Source organism: Streptomyces sp. NPDC040622, assembly GCF_055593965.1.
On sequence record NZ_JBVIXD010000009.1, the window covers coordinates 119,998 to 146,140 of the forward strand.

Sequence of the window (26,143 nt, forward strand, 5' to 3'; positions counted from 1 at the left end):
GCGGATGTCCGGCGGGTGTGAGACCCGTCGCACCCGCCTCCGGCGCCGCCCGCCGCTCAGGTGTCCGTCGACGCATCACCGGTAAGGTGGCCCGGTTGTCATACGTGCCGCCGACCTTGCGAACCCGGAGACCGTGACTACCACCAGCGCCGCCGCCAACTCCCACCACCTCTCTCCCGCCTTCCCCGGCCGCGCCCCCTGGGGCACCGCCAACAAGCTGCGTGCCTGGCAGCAGGGGGCGATGGACAGGTACATCCAGGAGCAGCCGCGAGACTTCCTCGCCGTCGCCACCCCCGGCGCCGGCAAGACGACGTTCGCGCTCACGCTCGCGTCCTGGCTGCTGCACCACCACGTCGTCCAGCAGGTCACCGTGGTCGCGCCCACCGAGCACCTGAAGAAGCAGTGGGCCGAGGCCGCCGCCCGTATAGGCATCAAGCTGGACCCCGAGTACAGCGCGGGACCGCTCAGCAAGGAGTACCACGGCGTCGCCGTGACGTACGCGGGCGTCGGCGTGCGGCCCATGCTGCACCGCAACCGCTCCGAGCAGCGCAAGACGCTCGTGATCCTCGACGAGATCCACCACGCGGGCGACAGCAAGTCCTGGGGCGAGGCCTGCCTGGAGGCGTTCGAGCCCGCGACCCGGCGGCTCGCCCTGACCGGTACGCCGTTCCGGTCCGACACGAACCCCATCCCCTTCGTGCAGTACGAGGAGGGGCGGGACGGCATCCGGCGCTCCTCCGCCGACTACACGTACGGCTACGGCAGCGCGCTCGGCGACGGCGTCGTGCGGCCCGTCATCTTCCTCTCGTACTCCGGCAACATGCGCTGGCGCACGAAGGCCGGTGACGAGATCGCCGCGCGGCTCGGCGAGCCGATGACCAAGGACGCCGTCTCGCAGGCCTGGCGCACCGCCCTGGACGCGCGCGGCGAGTGGATGCCGAACGTCCTCAAGGCCGCCGACAAGCGGCTCAGCGAGGTCAGGAAGGCCATCCCCGACGCGGGCGGCCTGGTCATCGCCTCCGACCAGGACTCCGCGCGCGCCTACGCCAAGCTGATCCGCGAGATCACCGGCAGCAAGGCCACCGTCGTCCTCTCCGACGACACCGGCGCCTCCCACCGCATCGACGACTTCGCCGCGAGCACCGACCGGTGGATGGTCGCCGTCCGGATGGTGTCCGAGGGCGTCGACGTGCCGCGCCTCGCCGTCGGCGTGTACGCCACCACCATTTCGACGCCCCTCTTCTTCGCGCAGGCCGTCGGCCGTTTCGTACGGTCCAGGCGGCGCGGCGAGACCGCGTCCGTCTTCCTGCCCACCGTCCCCGACCTCCTCGGCTTCGCCAACGAGATGGAGGTCGAGCGCGACCACGTCCTCGACAAGCCGAAGAAGGAGGGCGAGGAGGACCCCTACGCCGAGTCCGAGGCGGAGATGGACGAGGCCAACAAGCAGGAGGACGAGGACACCGGCGAGCAGGAACAGTTCTCCTTCGAGGCCCTGGAGTCCGAGGCCGTCTTCGACCGCGTCCTCTTCGACGGCGCCGAGTTCGGCATGCAGGCCCACCCGGGCAGCGAGGAGGAGCAGGACTACCTCGGCATCCCCGGGCTCCTCGAACCCGACCAGGTGCAGATGCTGCTCCAGAAGCGGCAGGCCCGGCAGATCGCGCACAGCAAGAAGAAGCCGGACGACGAGGCCGACCTCCTCGAGCTGCCCGCCGAGCGTCGCCCGGTCGTCTCCCACAAGGAACTCCTCGGGCTCAGGAAGCAGCTCAACACGATGGTCGGCGCGTACGTCCACCAGAGCGGGAAGCCGCACGGCGTGATCCACACCGAGCTGCGGCGCACCTGCGGCGGGCCGCCGAGCGCGGAGGCCACGGCCGGACAGCTGCGCCAGCGCATCGAGAAGGTCCAGGAGTGGGCCACCCGCATGAAGTGACCCACCGGCCGGCGGGGCCCGCCCGACGGGTCCCGCAGGTGGGGAGGGGGGTGTTCCGAGTGCGGAGGTCGTGTGCGGAGGTGGTGCGGACGACTTCCCCGGCGCCCGCCGCGTAACGGGGCAATGGGGGGCGCTAGGGGCGTCACGGTGCCCGGATTCTGGACGAAGTCTTCCGCTGAGCGGGACGGCCTCGCTACTGTCCCCGCTACGTACACGCCCCGTGGCAGCGCCGCCGCGGAGCGCAGCCGGTGTTGCCGACCGGCGGCCTCTGACGCGCGTCGCCCACGGGACCGGCGGCGCAACCGCCGCGTCAGGGGACCGCCGACCCTCACCTAAGGAGTGGGCGTCGTGACCGCGGAGACTTCCCAGACGCTCGACCGAGGACTGCGCGTCCTCAAGCTGCTGGCCGACACCGACCACGGCCTGACGGTCACCGAGCTCTCCACCAAGCTCGGCGTGAACCGCACCGTGGTCTACCGCCTGCTCGCCACCCTCGAACAGCACGCCCTCGTCCGCAGGGACCTGGGCGGCCGGGCCCGCGTGGGCCTCGGCGTGCTCCGGCTCGGCCGTCAGGTGCACCCGCTGGTGCGGGAGGCCGCGCTGCCCGCGCTGCGCTCGCTGGCCGAGGACATAGGGGCCACCGCCCACCTGACGCTCGTCGACGGCACGGAGGCCCTCGCGGTCGCCGTGGTCGAGCCCACGTGGACGGACTACCACGTCGCCTACCGCACCGGCTTCCGCCACCCGCTCGACCGGGGCGCCGCGGGCCGCGCCATCCTCGCCGCCCGCCAGGGCCTGGTCACCGACCCCGGCTACGCGCTCACCCACGGCGAGCTGGAGGCCGGCGCGAGCGGGGCGGCGGCGCCGCTGGTCGGCGTCACGGGCCTGGAGGGCAGCGTCGGCGTCGTGATGCTGGCGGACGCGGTGCCGGAGCGGGTGGGGCCGCGGGTCGTCGACGCGGCGCGCGAGGTCGCTGACGCGTTGCGCTGAGCCACGGGGCGACCGGGTCCACGGGGCTCGGTCGACCGCCGGCCGCGCCGGGCCCGTCCTCGATCGCCGGACGGGCCTTCCCCCCGTACACGTTAGATTGATCCCGTGTTCTCTCGTCTCACGCGTCCCCAGGCCCTCGCCGTCTGCGCCCTGCCCGTGGTGGCCCTGCTCGCCGTCGCGGGGCTCGCGCCGCTGCCGTTCGCCGTGGCGCAGCCCGGCAGCACGTCCGACGTGCTCGGCAAGCACGAGGGCAAGCCGGTGCTCACGGTCACCGGCGCGCCGACGCGCAAGACCGACGGGGAGCTGCGGATGACGACCATCGTGGCCACGGGGCCGCAGACGGACGTGTACCTCGGCGACGTGATCGACGGCTGGTTCCGTACGGACCGGGCGGTGATGCCGAAGGACTCCGTCTACCCGGTCGGCGACGACGTCGAGGAAGTCGAGAAGCACAACCTCGGCGACATGAAGAAGTCCCAGGACGACGCCACGAAGGCGGCGCTGTCCTATCTGAGGGCGAACGGCGTCGACGACACCGACAAGGTGGACGTCAAGGCCGACCTCGGCAAGATCGGCGGCCCGAGCGCGGGACTGTTCCTCTCGCTCGGCATCATCGACCAGCTGGACGGCGACGGCAGCGGCGGCGACCTCACGGGCGGCCGCACCATCGCGGGCACCGGCACCATCACGGCCGACGGCGAGATCGGCCCCGTCGGCGGTGTGGCCCTGAAGACGCAGGCCGCGCGGCGCGACGGCGCGACCGTCTTCCTGGTCCCCGAGGACGAGTGCTCGGACGCTCAGGCGGAGCTGCCGAAGGGCCTCAGGCTGGTCCCGGTCACGACACTGAAGGGCACGGTCGACTCGCTGCGCGCCCTGGAGAAGGGTACGAAGGTCCCGAGCTGCTGACCAGACGCAGGCCCAACTCGACGAGCGTCCAGCCGAGTTGACTGCGGAGCGGGTGGGTCCGGGGGGTGCGTTCGCGGGTCACGCCCCTTAATTCCTCGGCGCGGGTGTCGTGCAGCATCAGGTGGATGTCGGGGTGCATGGCGGGCCCCTCTCGGGCGCTGTCGGATCTCAGGTGCCGTCGGTCATCGGCCGGGTCGGGAAGACGTGCGAGTGGATGCGCACCTTGGCCGCGTCCGGGGTTCCTTCGTCCGGGGCCAGTGCGCGGTAGCCTTCGATGAGGTCGTGGATCTTGTGGCTCAGCTCGGAGGCGAGTCCGGGCGTCAGGGTCAACGTGAAGTCGCTGGTGTCCGCCGCCTCACTCCACACCGGTGCCCACTCGTGGCGCGTGGCGATCCAGGTGGACACCTCCTGGGAGCGCTGCGTCGCGTATTCGTGCAGAAGGGTGCTGAGCGCGCCCCGGACTTCCGGGTCCTGGTCGCGCAGGAGGTTTTCGTCGGTCATGGTGCCCTGGTGGACCGAGCGCCACCACCGCTCCCGCCCCTTGCCCCGGTCCGGGTCGTCCTCGACGAAGCCGTACTCCGCGAGCTGGCGCAGGTGATAGCTGGTCGCGCCGCTCGACTCGCCGAGGCGGTCCGCCAGTTGGGAGGCGGTCCCGGGGCCGTCGAGGCGGAGCGAGGCGAGCAGCCGCATGCGCAGGGGGTGGGCGAGCCCGCGCAGCGAGCGGGCGTTGAGGTGGTGGACGTTGCGCAGGTGCGGCTCTTCCGTCATGTTCCTCAGAGTAGAGATGCAAAGACTCCGTTGCAACGGTTTCTTTGCAACGGAGCCTTTGGACGGTGCGGCGGCGGCCCGCCGGGTCACTCCTTGACGAAGCCCTCCTGGATCAGCCAGTCCTTCGCCACCTCGTGCGGGTCCTGACCCTCCACGTCCACCTTGGAGTTGAGGTCCCGCGCCACCGTGTTGTCCAGCTTCTTCGTGATGGGGGCGAGGACGTCCGCCATCGCCGGGTGCTTCTCCAGAGCCTTGCTGTTCATCTCCGGAGCGGCGTTGTAGTTCGGGAAGAAGTGCTTGTCGTCCTCCATCGGTGTCAGGTTCATCGCCTTGATGCGGCCGTCGGTGGTGAACACCTCGCCGTAGGTGCACGTGCCCTTGGACGCCTGTGTGTAGATGATCCCGGTGTCCATCTTGGTGATGCTGGACGAGGGGATCTTCATCCCGTACGCCTTCTGCATGCCCGGCAGACCGTCCTCCCGGGACGCGAACTCGCTCTCCACGCACAGCGACACGGCCTTCGGGTCGGACTTGGACAGCTTCGCCACGTCCGAGAGCGTCTTGGTCTTGTACTTCGCGTCGTTCTTCTGGTTGATCGCCAGCGCGTAGGTGTTGTTGAGGGTGGCGGGCGTCAGCCAGGTGATGCCGTTCTTCCGGTCGGCGTCGCGCACGGCCTGCCACTGCTTCTGCGGGTCCGTGATCGGCTTGCTGTTGCCCTGGTACGTGATCCAGGCGGTGCCCGTGTACTCGTACATGGCGTCCGCGTCGCCGCTCTTGACGGCCTCGCGCGCGCCGATCGAGCCCTGGATGCCGGTGCGGTCCAGCACGTCCGCGCCGGCCGCCTCGAAGGCGATGCCCATGATCGCGCCGAGGATCAGCTGCTCGGTGAACTCCTTGGACGTGACGGTGAGATCGGCGCCCTTCAAAGGCAGGCCCTTGCCGATGGAGCCCGGCTTGACGTCGTCCACCATCGGACTGCCGCTGGTGAGCCCGCACCCGGCGACCAGCGCGCCGCCCAGGACGGCGACGAGGGTCGTGCGCAGCGAGATCCTCATGACTCCACCTCCAGACCGCGCGGGCGCAGGGCCAGTTCGGCGAGGCCGGCCAGCCAGTCCACCAGGAGCGCGAGCGCGATCGTCAGGATCGAGCCGAGCATCAGGACGGGCATCCGCTGGTTGGTCATGCCCGTGGTGATCAGGTCGCCCAGGCCGCCGCCACCGCCGAACGTGGCGAGGGTCGCCGTGCCGACGTTGAGGACGAGGGCCGTGCGCACGCCCGCGAGGATCAGCGGTACGGCCAGGGGGAGTTCGACCTTGCCGAGGACGCCGAGCGGTGACATGCCGATGCCGCGCGCCGCCTCCATCAGGGTCGGGTCGTTCGCCTTCAGGCCCGCGATGGTGTTGGAGAGGACCGGCAGCACGGCGTAGATGATGATGCCGATCAGCGCGGCCTTCTCACCGATGCCCAGCCAGATCACCAGGAGCGCGAGGAGGCCGATCGCCGGGGTCGCCTGGCCGATGTTGGCCAGGGCCATCGCGACCGGGGCGCCCTTGCGCAGCCGCTTGCGGGTCAGCAGGATGCCGAGCGGGATGGCGATGATGAGGACGAAGAACGTCGAGATCGCCGTCAGCTCGATGTGCTGGCGCAGCCTCAGCCACACGTTGCCGTTGGCCAGCGCGTTCTTCGAGATCGAGTCGAGGTCTGCCTGCTGGAACCACCACCAGGTCGCCAGCAGGACCACCGCGAGGACGGCGGGCAGGAACGTCAGCCGCTGCCAGGTGATCCGGCGGGGCGCGCGCGCCACGGGCGGCGGCGTCTGCGGGGCCTCCTGCTCGGCCTCGCCCGCGTCGCGGAAGGCGAGCCCCTTGACCTCGTGCTCGCCCTCGGGGCGCGAGGCTTCCTTCGGCGACGGTTTGTGGTCCGGGATCCGGGGCGTGCCCCCGGGAGTGCCTGTCACGCCTTGGCCTCCCCGCCGTCGCCTTCCTGCTCGTAGCGGGTCAACTGCGAGCGCTGCTCCTCCAGTTCGTGCTGGTGCTCCATGGCTTCGAGCCGGTCGGCCTCCAGCATCTCGTGCACGGAGTTCATCAGCGTCTCCATGTCGACGACGCCGGTGTACTCGCCGCGCCGCCCCGTCACCGCGACCCGTCCCGCGTTGTCCGTGAGGACGGCCTCCAGCGCGTCGCGCAGGGTGGCGTCCCGGGTCACCGTGTCGTGGACGAGGGTGCCCGCGCGGGCCAGCGAACCCTTGGCGCGCATCAGGTCGCCGCGCCGCAGCCACTTGTAGGGGCGGCCGCGCTTGTCGAGCAGGAGCAGTTCGTTGGTGGAGCCGCCGCGGAGCTTGTCGAAGATGTCCTGGAGCGGGTCGTCGACCGTCACCGTCGGGATGTCGGCGATCTCCACATCGCGTACGCGGGTGAGGTTGAGGCGCTTGAGGGCCGCGCCCGCGCCCACGAATCCGGAGACGAAGTCGTCCGCGGGGTTGGTGAGGATCGCCTCGGGGGTGTCGAACTGCGCGATGTGCGAGCGCTCCCGCAGCACGGCGATCCGGTCGCCGAGCTTGATGGCCTCGTCGAAGTCGTGCGTGACGAAGACGATCGTCTTGTGCAGCTCGTGCTGGAGCCGGATCAGCTCGTCCTGGAGGTGGTCGCGGGTGATCGGGTCGACCGCGCCGAACGGCTCGTCCATCAGGAGTACGGGCGGGTCGGCGGCCAACGCCCGTGCCACGCCCACGCGTTGCTGCTGTCCGCCGGAGAGCTGGCGGGGGTAGCGGCCGTGGAACTCGGCCGGGTCGAGGCCGACCAGGTCGAGCATCTCCTCGACCCGCGACTTGATCTTCGACTTCCCCCAGCCGACCATTTTCGGCACGAGCGCGATGTTCTGCGCGACGGTCATGTGCGGGAAGAGCCCGGAGGACTGGATCGCGTACCCGACCTTGCGGCGCAGCTTCACCGGGTCGATGTCGGTGACGTCCTCGCCGTTGATGCGGATGCGGCCGCTCGTCGGCTCGATGAGCCGGTTGATCATCTTCAGGGTGGTCGACTTTCCGCAGCCGGAGGGCCCCACGAGGATGACGATCTCGCCCGCCTTGATCTCCATGTTCACGCTGTCCACGGCGGGGTCGCCGCTGCCCGCGTAGCGCTTGGTGAGGTTCTCCAGCTCGATCGTCGCGCCGGAGGTGGTGGTGGCGGCCCGCCCGGCGCCCTCGTCCGTCGTGCTCTCGCTGGCGGTGGTCTCAGACACGGATCCCCCTCGGGATGGTCAGCCGGCCGATCAGGACGTACGCGGCGTCGAAGAGCAGCGCCAGGATGATGATCCCGAGCGTGCCCGCGAGCACCTGGTTGAGCGCGTTCTTGCTGCCGAGCGAGCCGATGCCGCGGAAGATCTCGTTGCCGAGCCCGGGTCCGGACGCGTACGCGGCGATGGCCGCGATGCCCATCAGCATCTGCGTGGAGACCCGGATGCCGGTCAGGATGGGCGGCCAGGCGATCGGCAGCTCCACCCGGAAGAGGCGGGCGGTGCGGGACATCCCGATGCCCTTCGCCGCGTCGACGAGCGTCGGGTCGACACCGCGCAGACCGACGATGGCGTTGCGCACGATCGGGAGCAGCCCGTACAGGGTCAGCGCGATGACGGTCGGCGCGACACCGAGCCCCACGACGGGGATCAGCAGACCGATCATGGCCAGGGACGGGACGGTGAGGATGGTGGAGGTGGCGGTCGTGGCGAGATTGCCCGCCCATTCGCTGCGATAGGTGAAGACGCCGATCAGTACGCCGATGACGGTGGCGACGACCATGCACTGGAAGACGGCGCTCGCGTGCTGGTACGCGTCCGTCAGCAGTTGCTGGTGGCGGTTGCCGAGGTAGTCCCAGAAATTCACTGAAGTGCTCACCTCGCCTTTCCGAAGGTACTCACAAGGTCGGTGACTCAGGGGTCTTCGGACGCCTGCTCCACCAGCGGGATGATCCGCAGCGGAACGGGGTTCTCCATGACGATCGCCGTGGAAGCCCGGACGATGCCATCAAAGCCCACGACCCGGTCGATCACACGTTGGAGATCCGCGTTGGACCGGGCCACGAGGCGGCAGAGCATATCGCCGTGGCCGGTGATGGTATGCAGTTCCAGCACCTCGGCGACGGTCGCCAAATGCGCGCGTACGTCCGCCCCCTGGCCCTGTTTGATCTCCAGGGTCGCGAAGGCCGTGACGGGGTAGCCGAGCGCCGCCGGATCGACCTCGGGGCCGAAGCCGCGGATGACTCCATTGGACTGAAGCCGGTCCATCCGCGCCTGCACCGTGCCGCGCGCGACGCCGAGCCTGCGGGAGGCCTCCAGGACCCCGATGCGCGGCTCGCGCGCCAGCAGCACGATGAGCCGGCCGTCCAGATGATCGATCGACATGACGCCTCCGTGATGGTCATGATGTACAGATAGCCTGCCCATACTGGCCAGCGACTGTTCAGATTGACCACTGAAAACGCGAACTATTGCGCACCTTGTGGTTCGGCGGGAGCCTCAAGGCATGACTGAGACCACCACCCACACCACCCCCGAAACCGCGCGCGAGGCCGACCCCTTCCCGGTCAAGGGAATGGACGCGGTCGTCTTCGCCGTGGGGAACGCCAAGCAGGCGGCGCACTACTACTCCACGGCGTTCGGCATGAAGCTGGTCGCCTACTCCGGACCGGAGAACGGCAGCCGCGAGACCGCGAGTTACGTGCTCACGAACGGCGGTGCGCGCTTCGTCTTCACCTCCGTCATCAAGCCCTCCACGGACTGGGGTCACTTCCTCTCCTCCCACGTCGCCGAGCACGGCGACGGCGTCGTCGACCTCGCCATCGAGGTCCCGGACGCGCGCGCCGCCTACGCCTACGCCGTCGAGCACGGTGCCCGCGGCATCACCGAGCCGTACGAGGTCAAGGACGAGAACGGCAAGGTGGTCCTCGCCGCCATCGCCACGTACGGCAAGACCCGCCACACCCTGGTGGAGCGCACCGACTACGACGGGCCGTATCTGCCCGGTTTCGGCGTCGCGAACCCGATCGTCGAGCCGCCCGCCAAGCGCACGTTCCAGGCGATCGACCACTGCGTCGGCAATGTCGAGCTCGGCAAGATGAACGAGTGGGTCGGCTTCTACAACAAGGTCATGGGCTTCACGAACATGAAGGAGTTCGTGGGCGACGACATCGCGACCGAGTACAGCGCGCTGATGTCGAAGGTGGTCGCGGACGGCACCCTCAAGGTGAAGTTCCCCATCAACGAGCCCGCCATCGCCAAGAAGAAGTCGCAGATCGACGAGTACCTGGAGTTCTACGGCGGCGCCGGCGTCCAGCACATCGCGCTCGCCACGAACGACATCGTCGAGTCCGTGCGCACGATGCGCGCCGCGGGCGTCCAGTTCCTCGACACCCCGGACTCGTACTACGACACCCTCGGCGAGTGGGCCGGTGAGACCCGCGTGCCCGTCGAGACCCTGCGCGAGCTGAAGATCCTCGTCGACCGCGACGAGGACGGCTACCTGCTGCAGATCTTCACCAAGCCGGTCCAGGACCGCCCGACGGTCTTCTTCGAGATGATCGAGCGGCACGGATCGATGGGCTTCGGCAAGGGCAACTTCAAGGCGTTGTTCGAGGCGATCGAGCGGGAGCAGGAGAAGCGGGGCAACCTCTGAGCACCTCCTCCCATCGCCGGACAGGTCCCGCCTGTCCGGCGATTTCGCGTTCCCGGCGGGCTAGTGTGCCGTCATGGCCAGGATGAATGACGTCGGTGGCATGCAGGGGTTCGGGGCGCTCGACACCAGCGACGACACCGAGCCCTTCCACGCCGACTGGGAAGCGCGGGTCTTCGCGCTCAACAGCGCGCTGGTGCGCGAAGGCGTGTACAACCTGGACGAGTTCCGGGACGCCATCGAGACCATGCCGCCCGCGGAGTACCTGGCTGCCTCGTACTACGAGCGCTGGTTCCACGCGATCCGCACGCTCCTCGAACGCAAGGGCGTGCTCGAACCCGGCGCTCTCGACGCTGACGGTGACCTCCGTGAGTGACCGCTTCGGACCCGGCGCCCCCGTGCGGACCGTCCACCACGACCCGCCCCACCACACCCGCCTGCCGCGCTACGCCCGCGGCAAGCACGGCGTGGTCGTCGAGCCCGAGGGCCGCCATCCGCTGGCCGACGTCCGCTCGCAGGGCCGCGCCGACGCGCCCGTCGAGCAGGTCTACGCGGTGCGGTTCGCGGCGCGGGAGCTGTGGGGCGAGGGCGACCACGACGTCGTGCTCGACCTGTGGGAAAGCTATCTGGAGGACGACACCCCATGAGCGGTACGCACACGGACGCGGAGATCTCCCGCCGAGTCAGGCGCCTGGAGACCCTGTTGGAGGAGCGCGGCATCGTCGTCGGCGCCGCCCTCGACGAGATGCTGGACGCCTTCCTCGCCGGCGCGACCCCGCTGAACGGCGCGCGGGTCGTCGCGCGCGCCTGGACCGACCCGGCGTACAAGGAGCGGCTGCTCGCCGACGGCACGACGGCCGTGACCGAACTCGGCTACTCCGCCGGGGGAGTCCAGCCCCAACGCCTTCGCGTCGTCGAGAACACGCCCGAGGCGCACCACGTCGTCGTGTGCACCCTCTGCTCCTGCTACCCGGTGCGGCTGCTCGGCCCCTCGCCCAGCTGGTACAAGAGCGAGGCCTACCGTTCGCGCGTGGTCCGCGAACCCCGCGCCGTCCTCGCGGAGTTCGGCCTGCACCTGCCGTCCGCCACCCGCATCACGGTCTGGGACTCCAGCGCGGAGACCCGCTACCTGGTCCTGCCGCGCCGCCCCGCGGACACCGGCTCCCTGGACGAGGAGGAGCTGGCGGCCCGGGTGACGCGGAACGGGCTCATCGGTACGGCGGCCCTCTAGAGGACGGCGGCGGCGACCGGCGTTACGCGGAGTCGGTGCGCCACGCGTGGTCGGGCAGGAAGCGCACGTCGTACTCCTTGGGCACGGTCCCGAACTTGTCCGGCTCGGGTGTCAACGGCCGGTGCGGCAGGCCGTGTCGGTCCGTGGGGGCGCCGAGGTTCTCGAAGAAGCGCTCGAACGTGCCGCCGGGGCCCGCCGCGACGCCGACGACCTGGCTGTGGTGGCGCTCCATGCGGTAGGCGTGCCGGCAGTTCTTGGGCACGAAGCCGAAGTCGCCGGGGGTGAGCAGCTTCTCCTGCTGCACACCCTGCGTGTCCTCGACGAACAGCCGGACCGCGCCCTGGGTGACGTAGAAGACCTCGTGGGTGTCGGCGTGCACGTGGGCCGGTATGAGATCGCCCTTGGGGCCCTCGACGGTGAAGAAGTTGAAGGTGTTCTCGGTCTGCTCGCCGCCCGCGTAGACGGTGATCAGGTCGCCGAAGAGGTGCGCGCGGTCCCCCTCGCCCTTCTCGATGAAGTAGGGCTTGCCCGGCTCCGGGGGAATGCGGGAGGCCCGGCGGTAGCGGGTGGCGTACTCGATGGTCATGGCGCTCCTGGGGGTGGAGGGGGTGAGGGGTGCCCGTGCGGCTGTGCCGGGCGCCATCGTGTCAGGTACCCTGACATTAATGACGACGAACCCCGGACACCGCAACCTCCCCCAGCTCCTCGGCGAGGCCAGGCGCTGGTTCGAGGAAGGACTGCTCGCCGCGATGGCGGCCTCCGGCGCCACCCCCGTATCGCCCACCCAGGTACAGCTCTTCGCCGTCCTCGACCAGGACGGCACCACCGTCTCCGAGCTGGCGCGCCGCATGGGCGTCACCCGGCAGACCGCCCACCAGGCCGTGCACGGACTCGTCGGCGCCGGACTCCTGGCGCAGGTGCCCGACCCCGGCTCCGCCCGGCAGCGGCTGATCCGGCGCACCCCCGAGGGCGAGCGCGCGCACCGCGAGGCCACGGCGGTCCTGGCCCGCCTCGAGGAACGGCTCGCCGAGCGCATCGGGCGGGACGCGGTCGACGCCCTGTGGACGGCCCTGGACGCGCCGTGGGGGCCGCCGCCCGCCCCTCAGGTGCCCGGGGACGTCCGCGTGGAGGTCGAGGACTGACCGCTCGGCGCCGAGGGAGTCGTCTGCCCGGGTGCCGCCTGCCGGGACTGGCGCTGTGACGGGGGCTGCGACGGGGCCTGGCCGCCCGTCGACTGCCGGTGCTGCTGCTGTGTCCCCTGCCCCCGCGGCGCCGCCTGCGGGCCCTGCGGCACCGGACGCGGCGCGTACATCTGCTCGGGCCCGCCCTCCGGCGGCTCACCCAGCGCCTCCAGCGCCTCCTTCGCCGCGGGCACGCCCAGCGGCGAGAAGTACGGGTTGATGCGCAGCGCCTCGCCCAGGTGGCGGCGCGCGGCACCGTAGTAGCCCAACTCCCGCTCGATCTGCCCCCGGTGGAAGGCGACGAGGGCGCTGCGCGGGCCCTTGTCCATCGCCTTGGTGACGAGCTTCAGGCCCGCCTCGCCGTCGCCGGAACGGTGCAGGGCCCAGCCCAGCGCGTCCGCGTTCGCCGGGCTGCCGTGCCGCTCGTACTCGGCCGTGAGCCGCTCCACCGCCGCGTCCGCGTCACCGTGGTCCGCCTCGAAGAGCCCGAGGACCCGCTCGTTGTTGACGCCGTCCGCGCCCTCCTGCTTCACCCTGGCCCGCAGTACGTCGTACTGCGCGCGGGCCGCCGGGGTCAGCTTCAGCGACTCGTACAACTCGCCCAGTTCCAGCGCGTATTCGGGCAGCGGATGCCGGGTCAGCGCCGAACGGTAGGCGCTCAGCGCCTCCGAGGAGCGGCCCAGCGCGGCCAGCGCGCGGCCGCGGCCCGCGAGCGCCGGATGGTGGTCCGCGTCGGCGGCGAACGCCGCGTCGTAGTAGCGCAGCGCCTGCGCCGGCTCGCCCCGCTCCCACGCGAGCTCCCCGACCCGGTACAGGCCCGCCGCCTTCTCCGCCGGGGCCTCGGCCAGTGCCGCCGCGTCGGTCAGCGCCGCGTTCGCGTCCTCGCGCCAGCCCCGGTCACGGTAGACCTGCCCCGCCCGTGACATCACCGCCGTGCCCGACCCCAGCTCCTGCAAGGACTCCAGGGCCCGGCCGACGCCCTTCGCGTCGCCGAGACCGCTGTACGCGTCGATCAGCGCAGGGTAGGCCGCCCACCGCTTCGGCGCCTGCTTCGCCGCGAGCTCGCCCCACTTGCGGGCGGCGCGGAAGTCGTGCCGGGCGTTGGCGAGCGCGGCGAGCCCCGTCAGGGCCTCCGCGTTGCCCTGCGGCTTCGCCTTGAGGGAGGTGCGCAGCGCGCTCTCGGCCTTCGGATAGTTGGCGAAGTCGGTGGTCCGCGTGCCCCGCGCCACGTACGCCGAGCCGAGCACCGCCCAGGACTGGTCGTCGCCGGGGTGCGCCCGCAGATGCGCCTCGCGCTCCCCGATGAGCGCCGCGAGGTCCGGCAGCGCGGCCGGCACGCCCGCCCCCACCGCCGCCATCGCCCGCCCCGCGGGGCCGAGGGCGGGCGGCGCCGCGTCCCCGGCGTCCCGGGGCAGCAGCACGAGCACGCCGCCGAGCGCCACGCTCCCCGCGACGGAGCCGATCAGCACACGCTTCACCGAAGGCTTCATGACGTCACTGTGCGTCAATACGAAGAGCACATCACGGTCCGCGAAGGGCGTCGCACACGGGTTCACACCGATGGCCCCGGGTGCGAGGCTGTGATCATGAGCCGCACCCTCATCGAACTCCTCCAGGAGGGCCTCCCGGCCGAGGCGGTCCTCACCGACCCGGACGTCACGTCCTCCTATTCCCACGACATGGCGAGCTTCTGCGAGGCGGGCCTGCCGGCCGCGGTGGTCCTGCCGCGCACCGTCGAGCAGGTCCAGCACGTCATGCGCACCGCCACCGAGCTGCGCGTCCCCGTCGTCCCGCAGGGCGCCCGCACCGGCCTGTCCGGCGCCGCCAACGCCAGCGAGGGCTGCATCGTCCTGTCCCTCGTCAAGATGGACCGCATCCTGGAGATCAGCCCCGTCGACCGCATCGCGGTCGTCGAACCGGGCGTCGTCAACGCCACGCTGTCGCGCGCGGTCAACGCCCACGGCCTGTACTACCCGCCGGACCCCTCCAGCTGGGAGACGTGCACCATCGGCGGGAACATCGGCACCGCCTCCGGCGGTCTGTGCTGCGTGAAGTACGGGGTGACGGCGGAGTACGTCCTCGGGCTCGACGTCGTCCTCGCCGACGGGCGGCTCATGAGCACCGGCCGGCGCACCGCCAAGGGCGTCGCCGGGTACGACCTGACGCGGCTCTTCGTCGGCTCCGAGGGCAGCCTCGGCATCGTCGTCCGCGCGATCCTCGCCCTCAAGCCCGAGCCGCCCCAGCAGCTCGTCCTGGCCGCCGAGTTCGCCTCGACCAAGGCCGCGTGCGACGCCGTCTGCCGGATCATGGAGGGCGGCCACGTCCCCTCGCTCCTCGAACTGATGGACCGTACGACGGTCAAGGCCGTCAACGACCTGGCCCAGATGGGCCTGCCCGAGACCACCGAGGCGCTGCTGCTCGCCGCCTTCGACACCGCGGACCCGGTCTCCGACCTCGCCGCCGTCGGCGCGCTCTGCGAGGCCGCGGGCGCCACCCAGGTCGTCCCCGCCGAGGACGCCGCCGAGTCCGAACTCCTGCTGCAGGCACGTCGGCTGTCGCTCACCGCGCTCGAGGCCGTCAAGGGCACCACGATGATCGACGACGTGTGCGTGCCCCGCACGAGGCTCGCGGACATGCTCGACGGCGTCGAGCGCATCGGCGAGAAGTACGGCCTGACCATCGGGGTCTGCGCGCACGCGGGCGACGGGAACACCCATCCCACCGTCTGCTTCGACGCGGCGGACCCCGACGAGAGCAGGCGCGCCCGCGAGTCCTTCGACGAGATCATGGCCCTGGGCCTCGAACTCGGCGGCACCATAACCGGCGAGCACGGCGTCGGCGTCCTGAAGAAGGAGTGGCTGGCGCGCGAGATCGGCCCGGTGGGAGTGGAGATGCAGCAGGCCGTCAAGGCGGCCTTCGACCCCCACTCACTCCTCAACCCGGGCAAACTGTTCTGAGATCCGGGTGAACCGGTCCGGCAGGTCTCCGCGATCGCCCCCGTGGCGGCGGAGTTCACTCACCGTCCTTGGACTCGTCCGAGGGCCACGGGTCGCTCAGCCACAGCTCGTCCGCACGGCCACGGCCCGGAGTGGGCGCGAGCAGCTCGGCGAGGCCGTCGTCGATGCCGAGCTGCTCGGACTCAGAGCCCGGAGGGACCACCCGCAGCGTCCGCTCCAGCCAGGCGGACACGGCCGCGGCCGGCGCCTCCAGGAGCGCGTCGCCGTCCGGCGAGCTGAGCGCCATCAGGACGACGCTGCGGCCGTCCACCTTCGTCGGCCAGACCCGCACGTCGCCGTGGCCGCACGGCCTGAACACCCCTTCCACCAGGAGCTCGCGGGCGAACGTCCAGTTCACCGGGTGCTCGGAGCCGATGTGGAAGGCGATGTGGACGGCGTAGGGGTCGTCGGTGCGGTAGGTGAGGCGGGCCGGGACGGGGATGGCCCGTTCCGGCGAGAGGACCAGTTTGAGTTCCAGTTCGCGTTCCACCACGGAGTGCATGTCGATGCCCTTCCTTCTCCTTGTAACTTACGTAGGGGCCCTGGGAGCGGACCCGTACGAGTGGAGAGCGCGAGATCGTCCGGGCATTACGCGGGTTCCGGAAAATTTCTTCGGACGACTTCCCCGACGTGCCCCTCGGGAGGCGTGGGGGGACGCGGGGGATGTGTGGGGAGCGTGCCCGGAAAGTGGTCCGTACGCCGGGACCCGCCCGGTGACACACGGAGGTCTGATAGATGTGGAGCCCATAAAAGACCCCCGAGCAGATACGGGACGACGGACATGAGCGCCCCAACTCCGGCCCCAGGCGACGACCGGCCGCGCGAAGGCTACTACCCCGACCCGTCCATTCCCGGATATGTCCGGTACTGGAACGGTGCCGCCTGGGTCCCCGGTACGAGCCGTCCCGCGCCGTCCGACGGCGAGCCGCTGCCGGCCCCGCCCGGCGCGCACCCCGGCGCCGAAGCGGGCTCCGCGGCGCCGCCCGCCGTGGAGGAGACGGGCCCGCACTTCTTCGACGAGGAGCCGCAGCAGGGGCAGTCGGGGCAGCAGGGACAGCCGGGGACGCAGGGCGCGCCGGACCAGCACGGCGCGCGTCCCGAACCCGCGTCCGCCTGGCAGGCCGACGCGGGCCGCCAGGCCGGACTCGGCGGCGAGCAGGACCACCGGGTCTCCTGGGGCGGTCCCGGACAGGCCGACCCGCGCGTGCCGAGCGAGGCCGCGCCCCGCGCGCAGGCCGACGACGACCCCGCGGCCGCGCAGGCCCCGAAGGCGCCCGAGCCCGCCGCGCCGCCGCACGACGCGAGCAACCCCGGCACCGTCGCGATCCGCGCCATAAGGCCGGGCGCGGCCCAGCCGACCACGGGCGAGGGCACAGTGACGTTCCGTCGGCCGAGCGGGCCGGTGCGGCCCGCGGCAGAGAAGCCCGGCGGACAGGCCACCCCCGCCGCGTCGCCCGGCACGGACGGCACCATGTCGATCCGCGCCGTGCGCCCCACGGCAGGGCAGCGGGGCGGCCGGACGGCCGCCGCCCAGGCCTCCGTACCGCAGCAGGGGACCGCCCCTCGGCAGAACCAGAACCACCCGAACCAGCAGAACCCGAATCAGCAGAACCAGCAGAACCAGCAGAACCCGAACCAGCAGCCGCAGCCGTCCCAGCCCCAGCCCCAGCAGGGCATCGTGCCGCAGCAGGGCGGTGTGTCCACGCCGGTCACCTCCGGGCCCGGCGGCGGCTCGCCCTCCTGGGCCCAGCAGGTGCACCAGCTCGCGCAGTCCCCGGCCGCACAGTCCCCGGCAGCGCAGGCCCCCGCCCCGCAGGGCGAGGGGCAGCCCGTGGTGCCGTGGAAGCCGGTCGCCGAGGACCCGTTCCTCGGCCTCGCGCAGGCCCAGGCCGCGGCCAGGCCCGCCGGACTCGGCAGGCGTCTGGTGGCCCGGCTCGTCGACACCGTCGTCCTGGCCGCCGTCACCGGCGCCGCCGCGCTGCCGCTCGGCACCAAGGCCGCCGACCACGTCGACAGCAAGATCGACGCGGCGAAGCTCTCCGGCGAGAAGACCACGGTCTGGCTGCTCGACGGCACCACCGCGGGCTACCTGGGCCTCGTCCTCGCCGTCCTGCTGCTCTTCGGCGTCCTCTACGAGGCGCTGCCCACCGCCAAGTGGGGCCGCACCCTGGGCAAGAAGGTGTGCGGCATCGAGGTGCGGGACATCGAGGAGCACGAGGCCCCGTCGTTCGGGGCGGCGCTCAGGCGCTGGCTGGTGTACAGCGTGCCGGGCCTGCTGGTGATCGGCGTCGTCGGCGTGCTGTGGTGCGTCTTCGACCGGCCGTGGCGCCAGTGCTGGCACGACAAGGCGGCGGGCACCTTCGTCGCGGGATGACGGCCGGGTAACCCGGTCGGCCGCTCGCCGGATGCGGAGCCGGGACCGTCGCGGTCGACTCGGGCCATGAGCACCGAACCGCCGCAATATCCCTCGCCGGACGACGACCCGTTCAAGAAGCAGCCGCCGCAGCAGCCCCCGCAGGGCGGCGGCTCCCCGTACGACACCCCGCCCCCGGGCGGCGGCTCGCCCTACGGGGCCCCGCCGCCGGGCTCGGGCCCCCCGCCGCCGGGAGCCGGTGAAGGCCCGCCCTACGGCGCCCCGCCCCCGCCCTACGGCGGCGACCCGTACGGCGGTGGACCCGGTGGCCACGGCGGGCAGGACCCGCTCGCCGGGATGCCTCCGCTCGCCGAGAGCGGCAAGCGCGTGCTGGCCCGGATCATCGACATGATTCTGGTGGGCATCGTCGTGGGTCTGCTGTCGTGGGCGGTCGGCACGTCCGAGTACGACATCGACCCGGACAAGGTGAACACCGGCAAGTCGTTCGGCCAGTCACTGCTGGCCGCCGTGCTCTACATCGGGTACGACACCTTCATGATCTCCAAGACCGGGCAGACGCTCGGCAAGAAGTGGCTCGGGCTGCGGGTGGCGAACCTCAACGACGGTGCCACCCCGAGCATGCAGACCGCGCTGGCCCGCGCGGCCGTCCTGTGGCTGCCGTTCGCCTTCTGCTGCGCCTGCATCTGGACGGCGATCTGCGGAGGCTGGAGCTTCTTCGACAAGCCCTACAAACAGGGCCTGCACGACAAGGCGGCCAAAACGGTGGTGGTCAGCGCCTGAGAGGGGCGCGGGCAGTGAGCGCGACAGGTGGCGCCCGACGCGGCGGCGGCACCCCTCAACCGGCGGGCCCGTGACTCACGGGCCCGCCGGTTCGCGTACGGAGTCGGCGAGCACGGAGCGCCGGTCTTGCGCGCGCCCGTCGGCGGAGGATGCGGCGGAGGGGGCCGCGGGCACGGAGCGCGCGGCGGGCGCCGCAGGCTGTTTGGGCAGCGGGACCGTCATGGCGACCAGTAGACCGAGGCCGAGCGCGGCCAGGGTTATCACCGCGATGCCGACTCCCGAACTGGTCTGGGAGAGGAGCAGCATCGCGAGGGTCGAGAAGACGACGGTGACCGAACCGTAGGTGATCTGTGCGGTGGTCGGACGTGGCATGGGCTGCGGCATGACGTGATCCGTCCTCGGCGGTGATCCCCCCATGTCTTTTGGCCATGGGGGCGGATGCGGATGTATGAGGAGCTGTATACGAATCAAAGGGGGCCCGACGGCGGCGACTTGAGATGTGCCGCCTCGCGCTGTGGCGCACCGTCGATTGACTCTATTCCGCTGCATGCCCGACGGGAACGGGCGGTAAGCGTGACCTAACCCACGGTGCCGGAGCACAGGGGGCGCACGGGTTCATGGCGTCCAGCAAGTGGACGGCGGGGCGCACCGGTTGGCCGTCCCGTGAAGGAGTGCCCCGCGTCCGGATAGCGGTGCCGCGCGTCTGCATAGTGCACTTGGCCTGTGCAAGTCAAGGTCTGTCTTTTCTCCCGTACTTCCGGTCGAATGTCGTCACTTGTGACGCGTACATCGCGCGCGGACCTCCTCCGACCGGGAATTCGGTCCGCCAATTCTCGCGCGGGCGCGGGGGAGGAAAGCATCAAGTGACAGTCAGAACACGGACGTTCAGAGCCACCGCGGTGGCCGTGGCGATGGCCGCGGCCGCCGCGACGTTCTCCGCGGCGACGGCTTCGGCCGAGGACAGTGCCCCGGGGGCGCCGGCCGTCGACCGGCAGGACCCGTCCAGGGTCAAGGCGCAGGTCGACCACGACCTGGACGGCCCGTTCAGCAAGCAGCAGGCGCAGCAGCGCAAGGCCGCCCTGCAGCAGGTCGTCAAGGGTGACGCCAAGGTCCAGCGCAAGGGCGGCTCGCAGGTCGTCAAGCTCGACGACAAGAAGTACGTCGAGCTGGGCCGGGAGAAGACCGACAAGATCTTCACGATCCTGGTGGAGTTCGGGAACAAGGTCGACGACACGACCATGTACGACCCGGACGGCCCCGAGGGCCCGGAGCAGCCGGTCAAGAAGTACGGCGGCAAGCCGGGACCGCAGCACAACAAGATAGCCAAGCCGGACCGTGCGAAGGACAACAGCACGGCCTGGCAGAAGGACTACAACAAGAAGCACTTCCAGGACCTGTACTTCGGGAAGGGCAAGGACTCCCGGGGCAAGACCAAGGAGTCCCTGAAGACCTACTACGAGAAGACGTCGTCCGGCCGCTACTCGGTCGACGGTGAGGTCTCCGACTGGGTCAAGGTCGACTACAACGAGGCCCGTTACGGCTCGAACTACTGCGGCGACACCAACTGCCCGAACGTCTGGGACGCGGTCAAGGACGGCGTGACCGCCTGGACCAAGGACCAGAAGGCCCAGGGCCGCACGGACGCGCAGATCAAGGCGGACCTGGCCAAGTACGACCTCTGGGACCGCTACGACTTCGACGGCGACGGCGACTTCAACGAGCCCGACGGCTACATCGACCACTTCCAGCTCGTGCACGCGGGCGAGGACGAGTCGGCCGGCGGCGGCGCCGAGGGCGAGAACGCCCTGTGGGCGCACCGCTGGTACGCCTACGGCAACGACGCGGGCAAGACGGGCCCCGGCGACAACAAGGCCGGCGGCACCCAGATCGGCGACTCGGGCATCTGGGTCGGCGACTACACGATGCAGCCGGAGAACGGCGGCCTCGGCGTCTTCGCCCACGAGTACGGCCACGACCTCGGTCTGCCCGACCTGTACGACACCTCGGGCAAGGGCGAGAACTCGGTCGGCTTCTGGTCGCTGATGTCGGCCGGTTCCTGGCTCGGCACCGGCAAGGACTCCATCGGTGACCTGCCGGGCGACATGACCGCGTGGGACAAGTTCCAGCTGGGCTGGCTCGACTACGCCAAGGCCAAGGCCGCGACGACGTCCGAGCACAAGCTGGGCGTCTCGGAGTACAACACCCGCCACCGCCAGGCGCTCGTCGTCGACCTGCCCAAGAAGGCCGTCACCACCACCGTCGTGAAGCCCGCCGAGGGCTCCAAGCAGTGGTGGAGCGACCAGGGCGACGACCTCAAGAACACCCTGACGCGCTCCGTCGACCTGACCGGCAAGGCCAAGGCCGATCTGTCGCTGCAGGGTTGGTGGGACATCGAGGCCAACTACGACTACCTCTACACCGAGGTCTCGACGGACAACGGCGCCAACTGGACGCCGGTGGACGGCACCGCGGACGGCAAGCCGATCACCCGTGACGCCGGCGACAAGCCCGCGTTGACCGGTGCCTCGGGCGCCTACAAGAAGCTCGTCTTCCCGCTGGACGCCTACGCCGGCAAGAAGATCGACGTCCGCTTCCGCTACTCCACCGACGGCGGCGCGGGCGGCAAGGGCTTCGCGGCCGACGCCCTCGCGATCACCGCGGACGGCGCCAAGGTCTTCGAGGACGGCGCCGAGGGCGACGACAACGGCTGGACGGCGAAGGGCTTTTCGCGCATCGGCGAGTCCTTCACCAAGAAGTACGACCAGTACTACCTCGCCGAGAACCGCCAGTACGTGTCCTACGACAAGACCCTCAAGGTCGGCCCGTACAACTTCGGTTCGAAGGCGCGTCCCGACTGGGTCGAGCACTACCCGTACCAGACCGGCCTGATGGTCTGGCAGTGGGACACCTCGCAGAAGGACAACAACACCAGCGCGCACCCCGGCCAGGGTCTGATCCTTCCGGTCGACGCCCACGCCAAGCCGCTCAAGTGGAAGGACGGCACGGTTCTGCGCAACAAGATCCAGCCGTTCGACGCGCCCTTCAGCACGTTCGCGACGGACAAGCTGACGCTCCACAACCAGGACGTCGCACTGAAGGTGAAGTCCCAGAAGGGCGTCCCGGTCTTCGACGACCACAAGGGCACCTACTGGTACAAGGAGAACCCCACCGGAAGTGTGAAGGTCACTGACACCAACACTCAGATCAAGATCATCAAGCAGCCGAAGGATGGCTCGACGATCACGGTCCAGGTGGGCCCCTCCAAGAAGTAATTAGCGTTTTCGCAGGTCAAGCCATGATCGGCCGTCGCCCTCTAGCGGGCGGCGGCCGATCGTGTTTAGGTGCGTGCTGTGGATTTCTTATTGACGCGGGGTCCGGCCAGGGACCCCGTGCGACGTCTCACGGGGGTGTGACCCAGCATGTCCGCAGGAGGTTTCAGCAAGCTGCCGAACGGCAGCGTGGTGGTGGCGTTGACCCTGCCGAGCCCGTCGCCGGGCGGCGGCACGGTACGGATGATCGTGCACGCCGTGAACCGCGCGAGGGCCCTGACACGGCTGCGGAACCTCGGCCTGCGGGCGGTCTACCTCCGCGGCAACGCCGAGCCCCCCACCCCGGACGAGATCACGGCCGTCCTGCACCACCCGGACGGCCTCATATGGCGCGCGGCACCGGACGACGCACGGGAGCTGTGGCACCCGATCAGAGCCCTGAAGAGACAGAGCTCCCGCCCTGTGGGAGTCCCCCCTGCCCGTTGAGAGCCCGGGGGAGTTCGAGGAGCGGGTCCGGGGCGGAGCCCCGCGTCAGACGACCGGCTTGCCGGTGAGCTCGACGCCCGCCTCACGCATCGCGGCCACCGCCGCCTCCGTGCTCGCCTGCGAGACCCCCGCCGTCAGATCCAGCAGCACCGTCGTCCGGAACCCCTCCCGTGCCGCGTCCACCGCCGTGGCCCGCACGCAGTGGTCCGTCGCGATGCCGACCACGTCGACCTCGGTGATCTCCCGCTCCCGCAGCCACCGCGCCAGCGGGACCCCGTTCTCGTCGGCGCCCTCGAAGCCGCTGTACGCCGCCGAGTACGCCCCCTTGTCGAAGACCGTGTCGATCGCGCCGGAGGCGACCGCGGGCGCGAAGTTCGGGTGGAAGCCGATGCCCTCCGTGCCGGCGACGCAGTGCGGCGGCCAGGAGTCGACGTAGTCGGGGTGGTCGGAGAAGTGGGCGCCCGGGTCGATGTGGTGGTCGCGGGTGGCCACCACGTGGCGGTAGCCCGCCGGGGCCTGGCCGATGAGCTCGGTGATGGCGGCGGCCACGTCCGCCCCGCCGGCGACCGCGAGGCTGCCGCCTTCGCAGAAGTCGTTCTGCACGTCTACGACGATGAGGGCGCGGCGCATGGCGGGTGTCCTTCGGCTCGGCAGTGCGGGGGACCGGTGGGGGCCGGCGGGGACTCGGCCGGATGAACCGAGCGTAGAGACTTCACGAACGTCGCGGGAGAGGGCCCCCGGATCGCCGGCGTGGCCGCGGGGCGGCCCGGGACCGCGGCCCCACCGCCCCGCCCCGCGAGGTCAGGCGTACTCGGTGGGGATGACCGCCTCGCCCCGCGACAGCTGGGTCGCCGAGAGGGGCAGCCCGGCGCGCGCGGCGGCGTGCCGGTCGCGGACCGCGTCCAGCGGCTCGCGGGCCACCACCTCGCCGCCCTTGACCAGCTCGACCAGGAGCTGCCGGTCGGCCAGCGCGGCCGGTACCGGTCCGGTGCCGACGACCTCGGCCTCGGCGACGCCGTATTCGTCGGTCCTGCGCGCGGCCCACTTGCGACCGCCGAGCGAGGACTTCGCGCCGAGTGACTTCTTCGCGACGGGCTCCAGCGGCGCCTTCGGGTCCGCGGAGTGGGCGCGGGCCACCAGCTTGTAGACCATGGAGCAGGTGGGGTGCCCGGAGCCGGTGACGAGCTGCGTGCCCACCCCGTACGCGTCCACGGGTGCCGCCGCGAGCGAGGCGATGGCGTACTCGTCGAGGTCGGAGGTCACGACGATCTTCGTCTCGGTCGCGCCGAGCTCGTCCAGCTGCTGGCGCACCCGGTGCGCGACGAGCAGCAGGTCGCCGGAGTCGATGCGGACGGCGCCGAGCTCGGGCCCCGCGACCTCGACGGCGGTGCGGACCGCCTCGGTCACGTCGTAGGTGTCCACCAGCAGTGTGGTGCCCCGGCCGAGCGAGTCGACCTGGGCGCGGAAGGCGTCGCGCTCGCTGTCGTGCAGGAGCGTGAAGGCGTGGGCGCTGGTGCCGACGGTCGGGATGCCGTAGCGGAAGCCGGCGGCGAGGTCCGACGTGGTCGCGAAGCCGCCGACGTAGGCGGCGCGGGAGGCGGCCACGGCGGCCAGCTCGTGGGTGCGGCGGGCGCCCATCTCGATCAGCGGGCGCTCGCCGGCGGCCGAGGACATGCGGGAGGCGGCGGCCGCGATGGCCGAGTCGTGGTTGAGGATGGAGAGGATGACGGTCTCCAGGAGCACGCACTCCGCGAAGGAGCCCTCGACCCGCAGGATCGGCGAGCCGGGGAAGTAGACCTCGCCCTCGGGGTAGCCCCAGATATCGCCGTCGAAGCGGTAGCCGGCCAGCCACTCCAGGGTCGCCTCGTCGACGATGGCCTGTTCGCGCAGGAAGCCGAGGACGTCGGCGTCGAAGCGGAAGTTCTCCACGGCGTCCAGGACCCGGCCCGTTCCGGCCACCACGCCGTAGCGCCGTCCCTCGGGCAGTCTGCGGGTGAAGACCTCGAAGACCGAACGCCGGTCGCCGGTGCCCGCCCGCAGCGCGGCCTGCAGCATCGTCAGCTCGTACTGGTCGGTGAAGAGCGCTGTCGAGGGAACATCCACCGGCAGGCCAAGGTCCGCTGTGTTCATACGAGGGATGCTACCCCCAATCTCGTCACTCTGACGATTTCACGGGGCGCGCGGGAGGCCATTTGTGCGAGCGCCCCTCCGGGGTGGCAGCATGGGGCCCGTGAGTACGGCTCCCGCAGAGATCGCACGCCCGGATTCGGACGAAGAGACGCTCCTCGTCACCGAACCGGACGTCCCCTGGATCACGCTCGTGCACAACGACCCGGTCAATCTGATGAGTTACGTGACGTACGTGTTCCAGACGTACTTCGGGTACTCGAAGGAGAAGGCCACGAAGCTGATGATGGACGTGCACCACAAGGGGCGCGCGGTCGTCTCCAGCGGTACCCGTGAGGAGATGGAGCGCGACGTGCAGGCCATGCACGGCTACGGCCTGTGGGCCACCCTTCAGCAGGACCGCACGTAGCGGCCCCCGCGCAGGGGACGCCACGAGCGCATGAACCGCCATCGGCGCATGGACCGCCGGCAGCGCACGGACCGGAAGCAGCGACGCATCTGATGCCAGGACAATTCGAACCGATCCCGGGGGGCGGCGCCGCCGTCGCGCTCGACGAGGTCGAGATCTCGATCATCCGTTCCCTCGCCGTGCAGCTCCTGGAGCTGATCGGTCCCGGTCCGGGCGGCGAGGTCTCCGACGACCCGCTCGCCGAGCTCTTCGCCGAGGGGCCGAGCGAACCGCCCGCCGATCCGGTGATGCGGCGCCTGCTGCCCGACGCGTACGGCGGTCCGGGGAGCGAGAACGGGGCGAGCGACGCGGACGAACTGCGGTCCTACTCGTCCGAGTTCCGCCGCTTCACGGAGAACGACCTGCGGGCCAAGAAGCGCGACGACGCCCTGGTCGTCATCCGCTCGCTCGACGCGATGACGGCGTCGGGCGAGGGCGGAGCTGTCCTGAAACTGTCGGTCGAGGAGTCCCGGCACTGGCTGGGCGCACTCAACGACCTTCGTCTCGCGATCGGCACGCGCCTTGAGGTGAGCGACGAGGACGACGCCGACCTGCTCTACCGGCTGCCCGATTCCGACCCCCGCAAGCCGATGGTGATGGCGTACCTCTGGCTCGGCGGACTGCAGGAGACGCTGGTGGGGACGTTGCTGGGCTGAATCCGGACCGATCGGGGCCGAATTCGGTGCAGGGGGCAGCGATTTTTGTTGTAGTGCACAGGTTCTGCCCTCTCCGAGGCCTGTTCGCTCAGCGGATCCTCAAATCCGGATAACGATCGCGTCACTTCAATGACCGCCTTTGCGATGTCAAGGGCGCTTTGTCCGCTTCTACCTGTGGCCTGCGCCACAGGTGGCTCATTCCCTCACTGTTGCCGCCGTGATAAATCTTCACGACCGCTCGGCGACGCCACCCATGTCGCCGGGGGCGCTCGGGCCGGCAGACCGTCGGTAGCACTCCATCCATATCCGGGGGGATCAGGACCTGATCCGCAGCCA

27 protein-coding genes are annotated in these 26,143 nt (G+C 70.8%); 15 read left to right on the top strand and 12 right to left on the bottom strand.

Annotated features, from left to right (window positions below; genetic code table 11):
- Positions 1-133 precede the first annotated feature (133 nt).
- The 3 genes from ACZ592_RS26125 to ACZ592_RS26135 all read left to right on the top strand — a co-directional run bounded on the left by ACZ592_RS26125 (position 134) and on the right by ACZ592_RS26135 (position 3,826).
- A complete protein-coding gene (locus ACZ592_RS26125; protein ID WP_471584072.1) occupies positions 134-1,930 on the top strand; it encodes a DEAD/DEAH box helicase in 1,797 nt (598 codons plus the stop codon).
- A gap of 348 nt (positions 1,931-2,278) precedes the next feature.
- Positions 2,279-2,920 carry an IclR family transcriptional regulator gene (locus ACZ592_RS26130; protein ID WP_355816862.1) on the top strand — a complete coding sequence of 214 codons (642 nt, stop codon included), beginning with the start codon at positions 2,279-2,281 and terminating at the stop codon, positions 2,918-2,920.
- Positions 2,921-3,025: 105 nt separating this feature from the next.
- Complete coding sequence (locus ACZ592_RS26135) at positions 3,026-3,826, top strand: S16 family serine protease (protein WP_471584073.1); 801 nt, start codon at positions 3,026-3,028, stop codon at positions 3,824-3,826.
- A 168-nt stretch (positions 3,827-3,994) separates the two neighbouring features.
- Here the strand turns inward: ACZ592_RS26135 and ACZ592_RS26140 are convergent, their stop codons facing one another.
- From ACZ592_RS26140 to ACZ592_RS26165, 6 genes are all read right to left on the bottom strand, one after another.
- The gene (locus tag ACZ592_RS26140; protein ID WP_471584074.1) at positions 3,995-4,594 is read right to left on the bottom strand and encodes an ArsR/SmtB family transcription factor; all 600 of its coding nucleotides are present in this window, start codon (positions 4,592-4,594) and stop codon (positions 3,995-3,997) included.
- An 86-nt stretch (positions 4,595-4,680) separates the two neighbouring features.
- Positions 4,681-5,649, bottom strand: a complete 969-nt coding sequence (locus ACZ592_RS26145) for a glycine betaine ABC transporter substrate-binding protein (protein ID WP_471584075.1) — start codon at positions 5,647-5,649, stop codon at positions 4,681-4,683.
- A complete protein-coding gene (locus ACZ592_RS26150; RefSeq protein WP_471584076.1) occupies positions 5,646-6,551 on the bottom strand; it encodes an ABC transporter permease in 906 nt (301 codons plus the stop codon). Before ACZ592_RS26150 ends, ACZ592_RS26145 begins: the two co-directional genes overlap by 4 nt.
- Complete coding sequence (locus ACZ592_RS26155) at positions 6,548-7,834, bottom strand: betaine/proline/choline family ABC transporter ATP-binding protein (RefSeq protein ID WP_471584077.1); 1,287 nt, start codon at positions 7,832-7,834, stop codon at positions 6,548-6,550. The genes ACZ592_RS26150 and ACZ592_RS26155 overlap by 4 nt, the downstream gene beginning before the upstream one ends.
- Positions 7,827-8,474: an ABC transporter permease gene (locus ACZ592_RS26160; protein ID WP_471584390.1), complete on the bottom strand. Its 648-nt coding sequence runs from the start codon at positions 8,472-8,474 to the stop codon at positions 7,827-7,829. Before ACZ592_RS26160 ends, ACZ592_RS26155 begins: the two co-directional genes overlap by 8 nt.
- Before the next feature lie 47 nt (positions 8,475-8,521).
- Entirely contained in the window at positions 8,522-8,992 is a 471-nt protein-coding gene (locus ACZ592_RS26165) for an Lrp/AsnC family transcriptional regulator (RefSeq protein WP_361723912.1), read from the bottom strand.
- Positions 8,993-9,113: 121 nt separating this feature from the next.
- On the opposite strand from ACZ592_RS26165, the gene hppD reads away from it, so the two are divergent.
- The 4 genes from hppD to nthA all read left to right on the top strand — a co-directional run bounded on the left by hppD (position 9,114) and on the right by nthA (position 11,490).
- A complete protein-coding gene (gene hppD / locus ACZ592_RS26170) occupies positions 9,114-10,262 on the top strand; it encodes a 4-hydroxyphenylpyruvate dioxygenase (RefSeq protein ID WP_471584078.1) in 1,149 nt (382 codons plus the stop codon).
- Between the two features lie 73 nt (positions 10,263-10,335).
- Positions 10,336-10,635 (top strand): hypothetical protein, encoded by a 300-nt coding sequence (locus tag ACZ592_RS26175; RefSeq protein ID WP_471584079.1) that lies wholly within the window; start codon positions 10,336-10,338, stop codon positions 10,633-10,635.
- A complete protein-coding gene (locus ACZ592_RS26180) occupies positions 10,628-10,906 on the top strand; it encodes an SH3-like domain-containing protein (RefSeq protein WP_471584080.1) in 279 nt (92 codons plus the stop codon). Before ACZ592_RS26175 ends, ACZ592_RS26180 begins: the two co-directional genes overlap by 8 nt.
- Entirely contained in the window at positions 10,903-11,490 is a 588-nt protein-coding gene (gene nthA, locus ACZ592_RS26185) for a nitrile hydratase subunit alpha (RefSeq protein WP_471584081.1), read from the top strand. Before ACZ592_RS26180 ends, nthA begins: the two co-directional genes overlap by 4 nt.
- Before the next feature lie 22 nt (positions 11,491-11,512).
- Here nthA and ACZ592_RS26190 read toward each other — a convergent pair whose 3' ends face one another.
- Positions 11,513-12,076 (bottom strand): quercetin 2,3-dioxygenase, encoded by a 564-nt coding sequence (locus tag ACZ592_RS26190; protein WP_471584082.1) that lies wholly within the window; start codon positions 12,074-12,076, stop codon positions 11,513-11,515.
- Between the two features lie 79 nt (positions 12,077-12,155).
- Between ACZ592_RS26190 and ACZ592_RS26195 the strand changes: the two genes are divergently transcribed.
- Complete coding sequence (locus tag ACZ592_RS26195; RefSeq protein ID WP_471584083.1) at positions 12,156-12,632, top strand: MarR family winged helix-turn-helix transcriptional regulator; 477 nt, start codon at positions 12,156-12,158, stop codon at positions 12,630-12,632.
- Here the strand turns inward: ACZ592_RS26195 and ACZ592_RS26200 are convergent.
- Positions 12,593-14,161 (bottom strand): tetratricopeptide repeat protein, encoded by a 1,569-nt coding sequence (locus tag ACZ592_RS26200; protein ID WP_471584084.1) that lies wholly within the window; start codon positions 14,159-14,161, stop codon positions 12,593-12,595. The two genes, ACZ592_RS26195 and ACZ592_RS26200, sit on opposite strands and share 40 nt — an antisense overlap.
- A 96-nt stretch (positions 14,162-14,257) precedes the next feature.
- Between ACZ592_RS26200 and ACZ592_RS26205 the strand changes: the two genes are divergently transcribed.
- Positions 14,258-15,628 (top strand): FAD-binding oxidoreductase, encoded by a 1,371-nt coding sequence (locus tag ACZ592_RS26205; RefSeq protein WP_471584085.1) that lies wholly within the window; start codon positions 14,258-14,260, stop codon positions 15,626-15,628.
- Positions 15,629-15,683: 55 nt separating this feature from the next.
- Here the strand turns inward: ACZ592_RS26205 and ACZ592_RS26210 are convergent, their stop codons facing one another.
- On the bottom strand, positions 15,684-16,169 hold the full coding sequence (locus tag ACZ592_RS26210; protein ID WP_471584086.1) for an SsgA family sporulation/cell division regulator: 486 nt from the start codon (positions 16,167-16,169) through the stop codon (positions 15,684-15,686).
- A 279-nt stretch (positions 16,170-16,448) separates the two neighbouring features.
- Here ACZ592_RS26210 and ACZ592_RS26215 point away from each other — a divergent pair, with 279 nt between their 5' ends.
- Positions 16,449-18,041, top strand: a complete 1,593-nt coding sequence (locus ACZ592_RS26215) for an RDD family protein (RefSeq protein ID WP_471584087.1) — start codon at positions 16,449-16,451, stop codon at positions 18,039-18,041.
- Between the two features lie 66 nt (positions 18,042-18,107).
- Complete coding sequence (locus ACZ592_RS26220) at positions 18,108-18,821, top strand: RDD family protein (RefSeq protein WP_471584088.1); 714 nt, start codon at positions 18,108-18,110, stop codon at positions 18,819-18,821.
- Between the two features lie 75 nt (positions 18,822-18,896).
- Here the strand turns inward: ACZ592_RS26220 and ACZ592_RS26225 are convergent, their stop codons facing one another.
- Positions 18,897-19,193 carry a hypothetical protein gene (locus tag ACZ592_RS26225; protein ID WP_471584089.1) on the bottom strand — a complete coding sequence of 99 codons (297 nt, stop codon included), beginning with the start codon at positions 19,191-19,193 and terminating at the stop codon, positions 18,897-18,899.
- A 539-nt stretch (positions 19,194-19,732) separates the two neighbouring features.
- On the opposite strand from ACZ592_RS26225, the gene ACZ592_RS26230 reads away from it, so the two are divergent.
- Positions 19,733-22,093 (top strand): immune inhibitor A domain-containing protein, encoded by a 2,361-nt coding sequence (locus ACZ592_RS26230; protein ID WP_471584391.1) that lies wholly within the window; start codon positions 19,733-19,735, stop codon positions 22,091-22,093.
- Positions 22,094-22,240: 147 nt separating this feature from the next.
- Positions 22,241-22,576, top strand: a complete 336-nt coding sequence (locus ACZ592_RS26235; RefSeq protein ID WP_471584090.1) for a hypothetical protein — start codon at positions 22,241-22,243, stop codon at positions 22,574-22,576.
- A 45-nt stretch (positions 22,577-22,621) separates the two neighbouring features.
- Here ACZ592_RS26235 and ACZ592_RS26240 read toward each other — a convergent pair whose 3' ends face one another.
- On the bottom strand, positions 22,622-23,206 hold the full coding sequence (locus ACZ592_RS26240) for an isochorismatase family protein (protein WP_471584091.1): 585 nt from the start codon (positions 23,204-23,206) through the stop codon (positions 22,622-22,624).
- Between the two features lie 171 nt (positions 23,207-23,377).
- Positions 23,378-24,706 carry a nicotinate phosphoribosyltransferase gene (locus ACZ592_RS26245; protein WP_471584092.1) on the bottom strand — a complete coding sequence of 443 codons (1,329 nt, stop codon included), beginning with the start codon at positions 24,704-24,706 and terminating at the stop codon, positions 23,378-23,380.
- A 91-nt stretch (positions 24,707-24,797) separates the two neighbouring features.
- Between ACZ592_RS26245 and clpS the strand changes: the two genes are divergently transcribed.
- The gene (gene clpS, locus ACZ592_RS26250; RefSeq protein ID WP_471584093.1) at positions 24,798-25,112 is read left to right on the top strand and encodes an ATP-dependent Clp protease adapter ClpS; all 315 of its coding nucleotides are present in this window, start codon (positions 24,798-24,800) and stop codon (positions 25,110-25,112) included.
- Between the two features lie 92 nt (positions 25,113-25,204).
- Positions 25,205-25,807: a DUF2017 domain-containing protein gene (locus tag ACZ592_RS26255; protein ID WP_471584094.1), complete on the top strand. Its 603-nt coding sequence runs from the start codon at positions 25,205-25,207 to the stop codon at positions 25,805-25,807.
- Positions 25,808-26,143 lie beyond the last annotated feature (336 nt).

Excerpts from the sequence above, each read along its gene's own strand:
- ACZ592_RS26140 (WP_471584074.1), bottom strand. The coding sequence starts at position 4,594 with ATGACGGAAGAGCCGCACCTGCGCAACGTCCACCACCTCAACGCCCGC.
- ACZ592_RS26145 (WP_471584075.1), bottom strand. The coding sequence starts at position 5,649 with ATGAGGATCTCGCTGCGCACGACCCTCGTCGCCGTCCTGGGCGGCGCG.
- ACZ592_RS26165 (WP_361723912.1), bottom strand. The coding sequence starts at position 8,992 with ATGTCGATCGATCATCTGGACGGCCGGCTCATCGTGCTGCTGGCGCGC.
- hppD (WP_471584078.1), top strand. The coding sequence starts at position 9,114 with ATGACTGAGACCACCACCCACACCACCCCCGAAACCGCGCGCGAGGCC.
- ACZ592_RS26175 (WP_471584079.1), top strand. The coding sequence starts at position 10,336 with ATGGCCAGGATGAATGACGTCGGTGGCATGCAGGGGTTCGGGGCGCTC.
- nthA (WP_471584081.1), top strand. The coding sequence starts at position 10,903 with ATGAGCGGTACGCACACGGACGCGGAGATCTCCCGCCGAGTCAGGCGC.
- ACZ592_RS26190 (WP_471584082.1), bottom strand. The coding sequence starts at position 12,076 with ATGACCATCGAGTACGCCACCCGCTACCGCCGGGCCTCCCGCATTCCC.
- ACZ592_RS26195 (WP_471584083.1), top strand. The coding sequence starts at position 12,156 with ATGACGACGAACCCCGGACACCGCAACCTCCCCCAGCTCCTCGGCGAG.
- ACZ592_RS26200 (WP_471584084.1), bottom strand. The coding sequence starts at position 14,161 with ATGAAGCCTTCGGTGAAGCGTGTGCTGATCGGCTCCGTCGCGGGGAGC.
- ACZ592_RS26205 (WP_471584085.1), top strand. The coding sequence starts at position 14,258 with ATGAGCCGCACCCTCATCGAACTCCTCCAGGAGGGCCTCCCGGCCGAG.
- ACZ592_RS26210 (WP_471584086.1), bottom strand. The coding sequence starts at position 16,169 with ATGCACTCCGTGGTGGAACGCGAACTGGAACTCAAACTGGTCCTCTCG.
- ACZ592_RS26215 (WP_471584087.1), top strand. The coding sequence starts at position 16,449 with ATGAGCGCCCCAACTCCGGCCCCAGGCGACGACCGGCCGCGCGAAGGC.
- ACZ592_RS26220 (WP_471584088.1), top strand. The coding sequence starts at position 18,108 with ATGAGCACCGAACCGCCGCAATATCCCTCGCCGGACGACGACCCGTTC.
- ACZ592_RS26225 (WP_471584089.1), bottom strand. The coding sequence starts at position 19,193 with ATGCCACGTCCGACCACCGCACAGATCACCTACGGTTCGGTCACCGTC.
- ACZ592_RS26230 (WP_471584391.1), top strand. The coding sequence starts at position 19,733 with ATGGCCGCGGCCGCCGCGACGTTCTCCGCGGCGACGGCTTCGGCCGAG.
- ACZ592_RS26235 (WP_471584090.1), top strand. The coding sequence starts at position 22,241 with ATGTCCGCAGGAGGTTTCAGCAAGCTGCCGAACGGCAGCGTGGTGGTG.
- ACZ592_RS26240 (WP_471584091.1), bottom strand. The coding sequence starts at position 23,206 with ATGCGCCGCGCCCTCATCGTCGTAGACGTGCAGAACGACTTCTGCGAA.
- ACZ592_RS26245 (WP_471584092.1), bottom strand. The coding sequence starts at position 24,706 with ATGAACACAGCGGACCTTGGCCTGCCGGTGGATGTTCCCTCGACAGCG.
- clpS (WP_471584093.1), top strand. The coding sequence starts at position 24,798 with ATGGGGCCCGTGAGTACGGCTCCCGCAGAGATCGCACGCCCGGATTCG.
- ACZ592_RS26255 (WP_471584094.1), top strand. The coding sequence starts at position 25,205 with ATGCCAGGACAATTCGAACCGATCCCGGGGGGCGGCGCCGCCGTCGCG.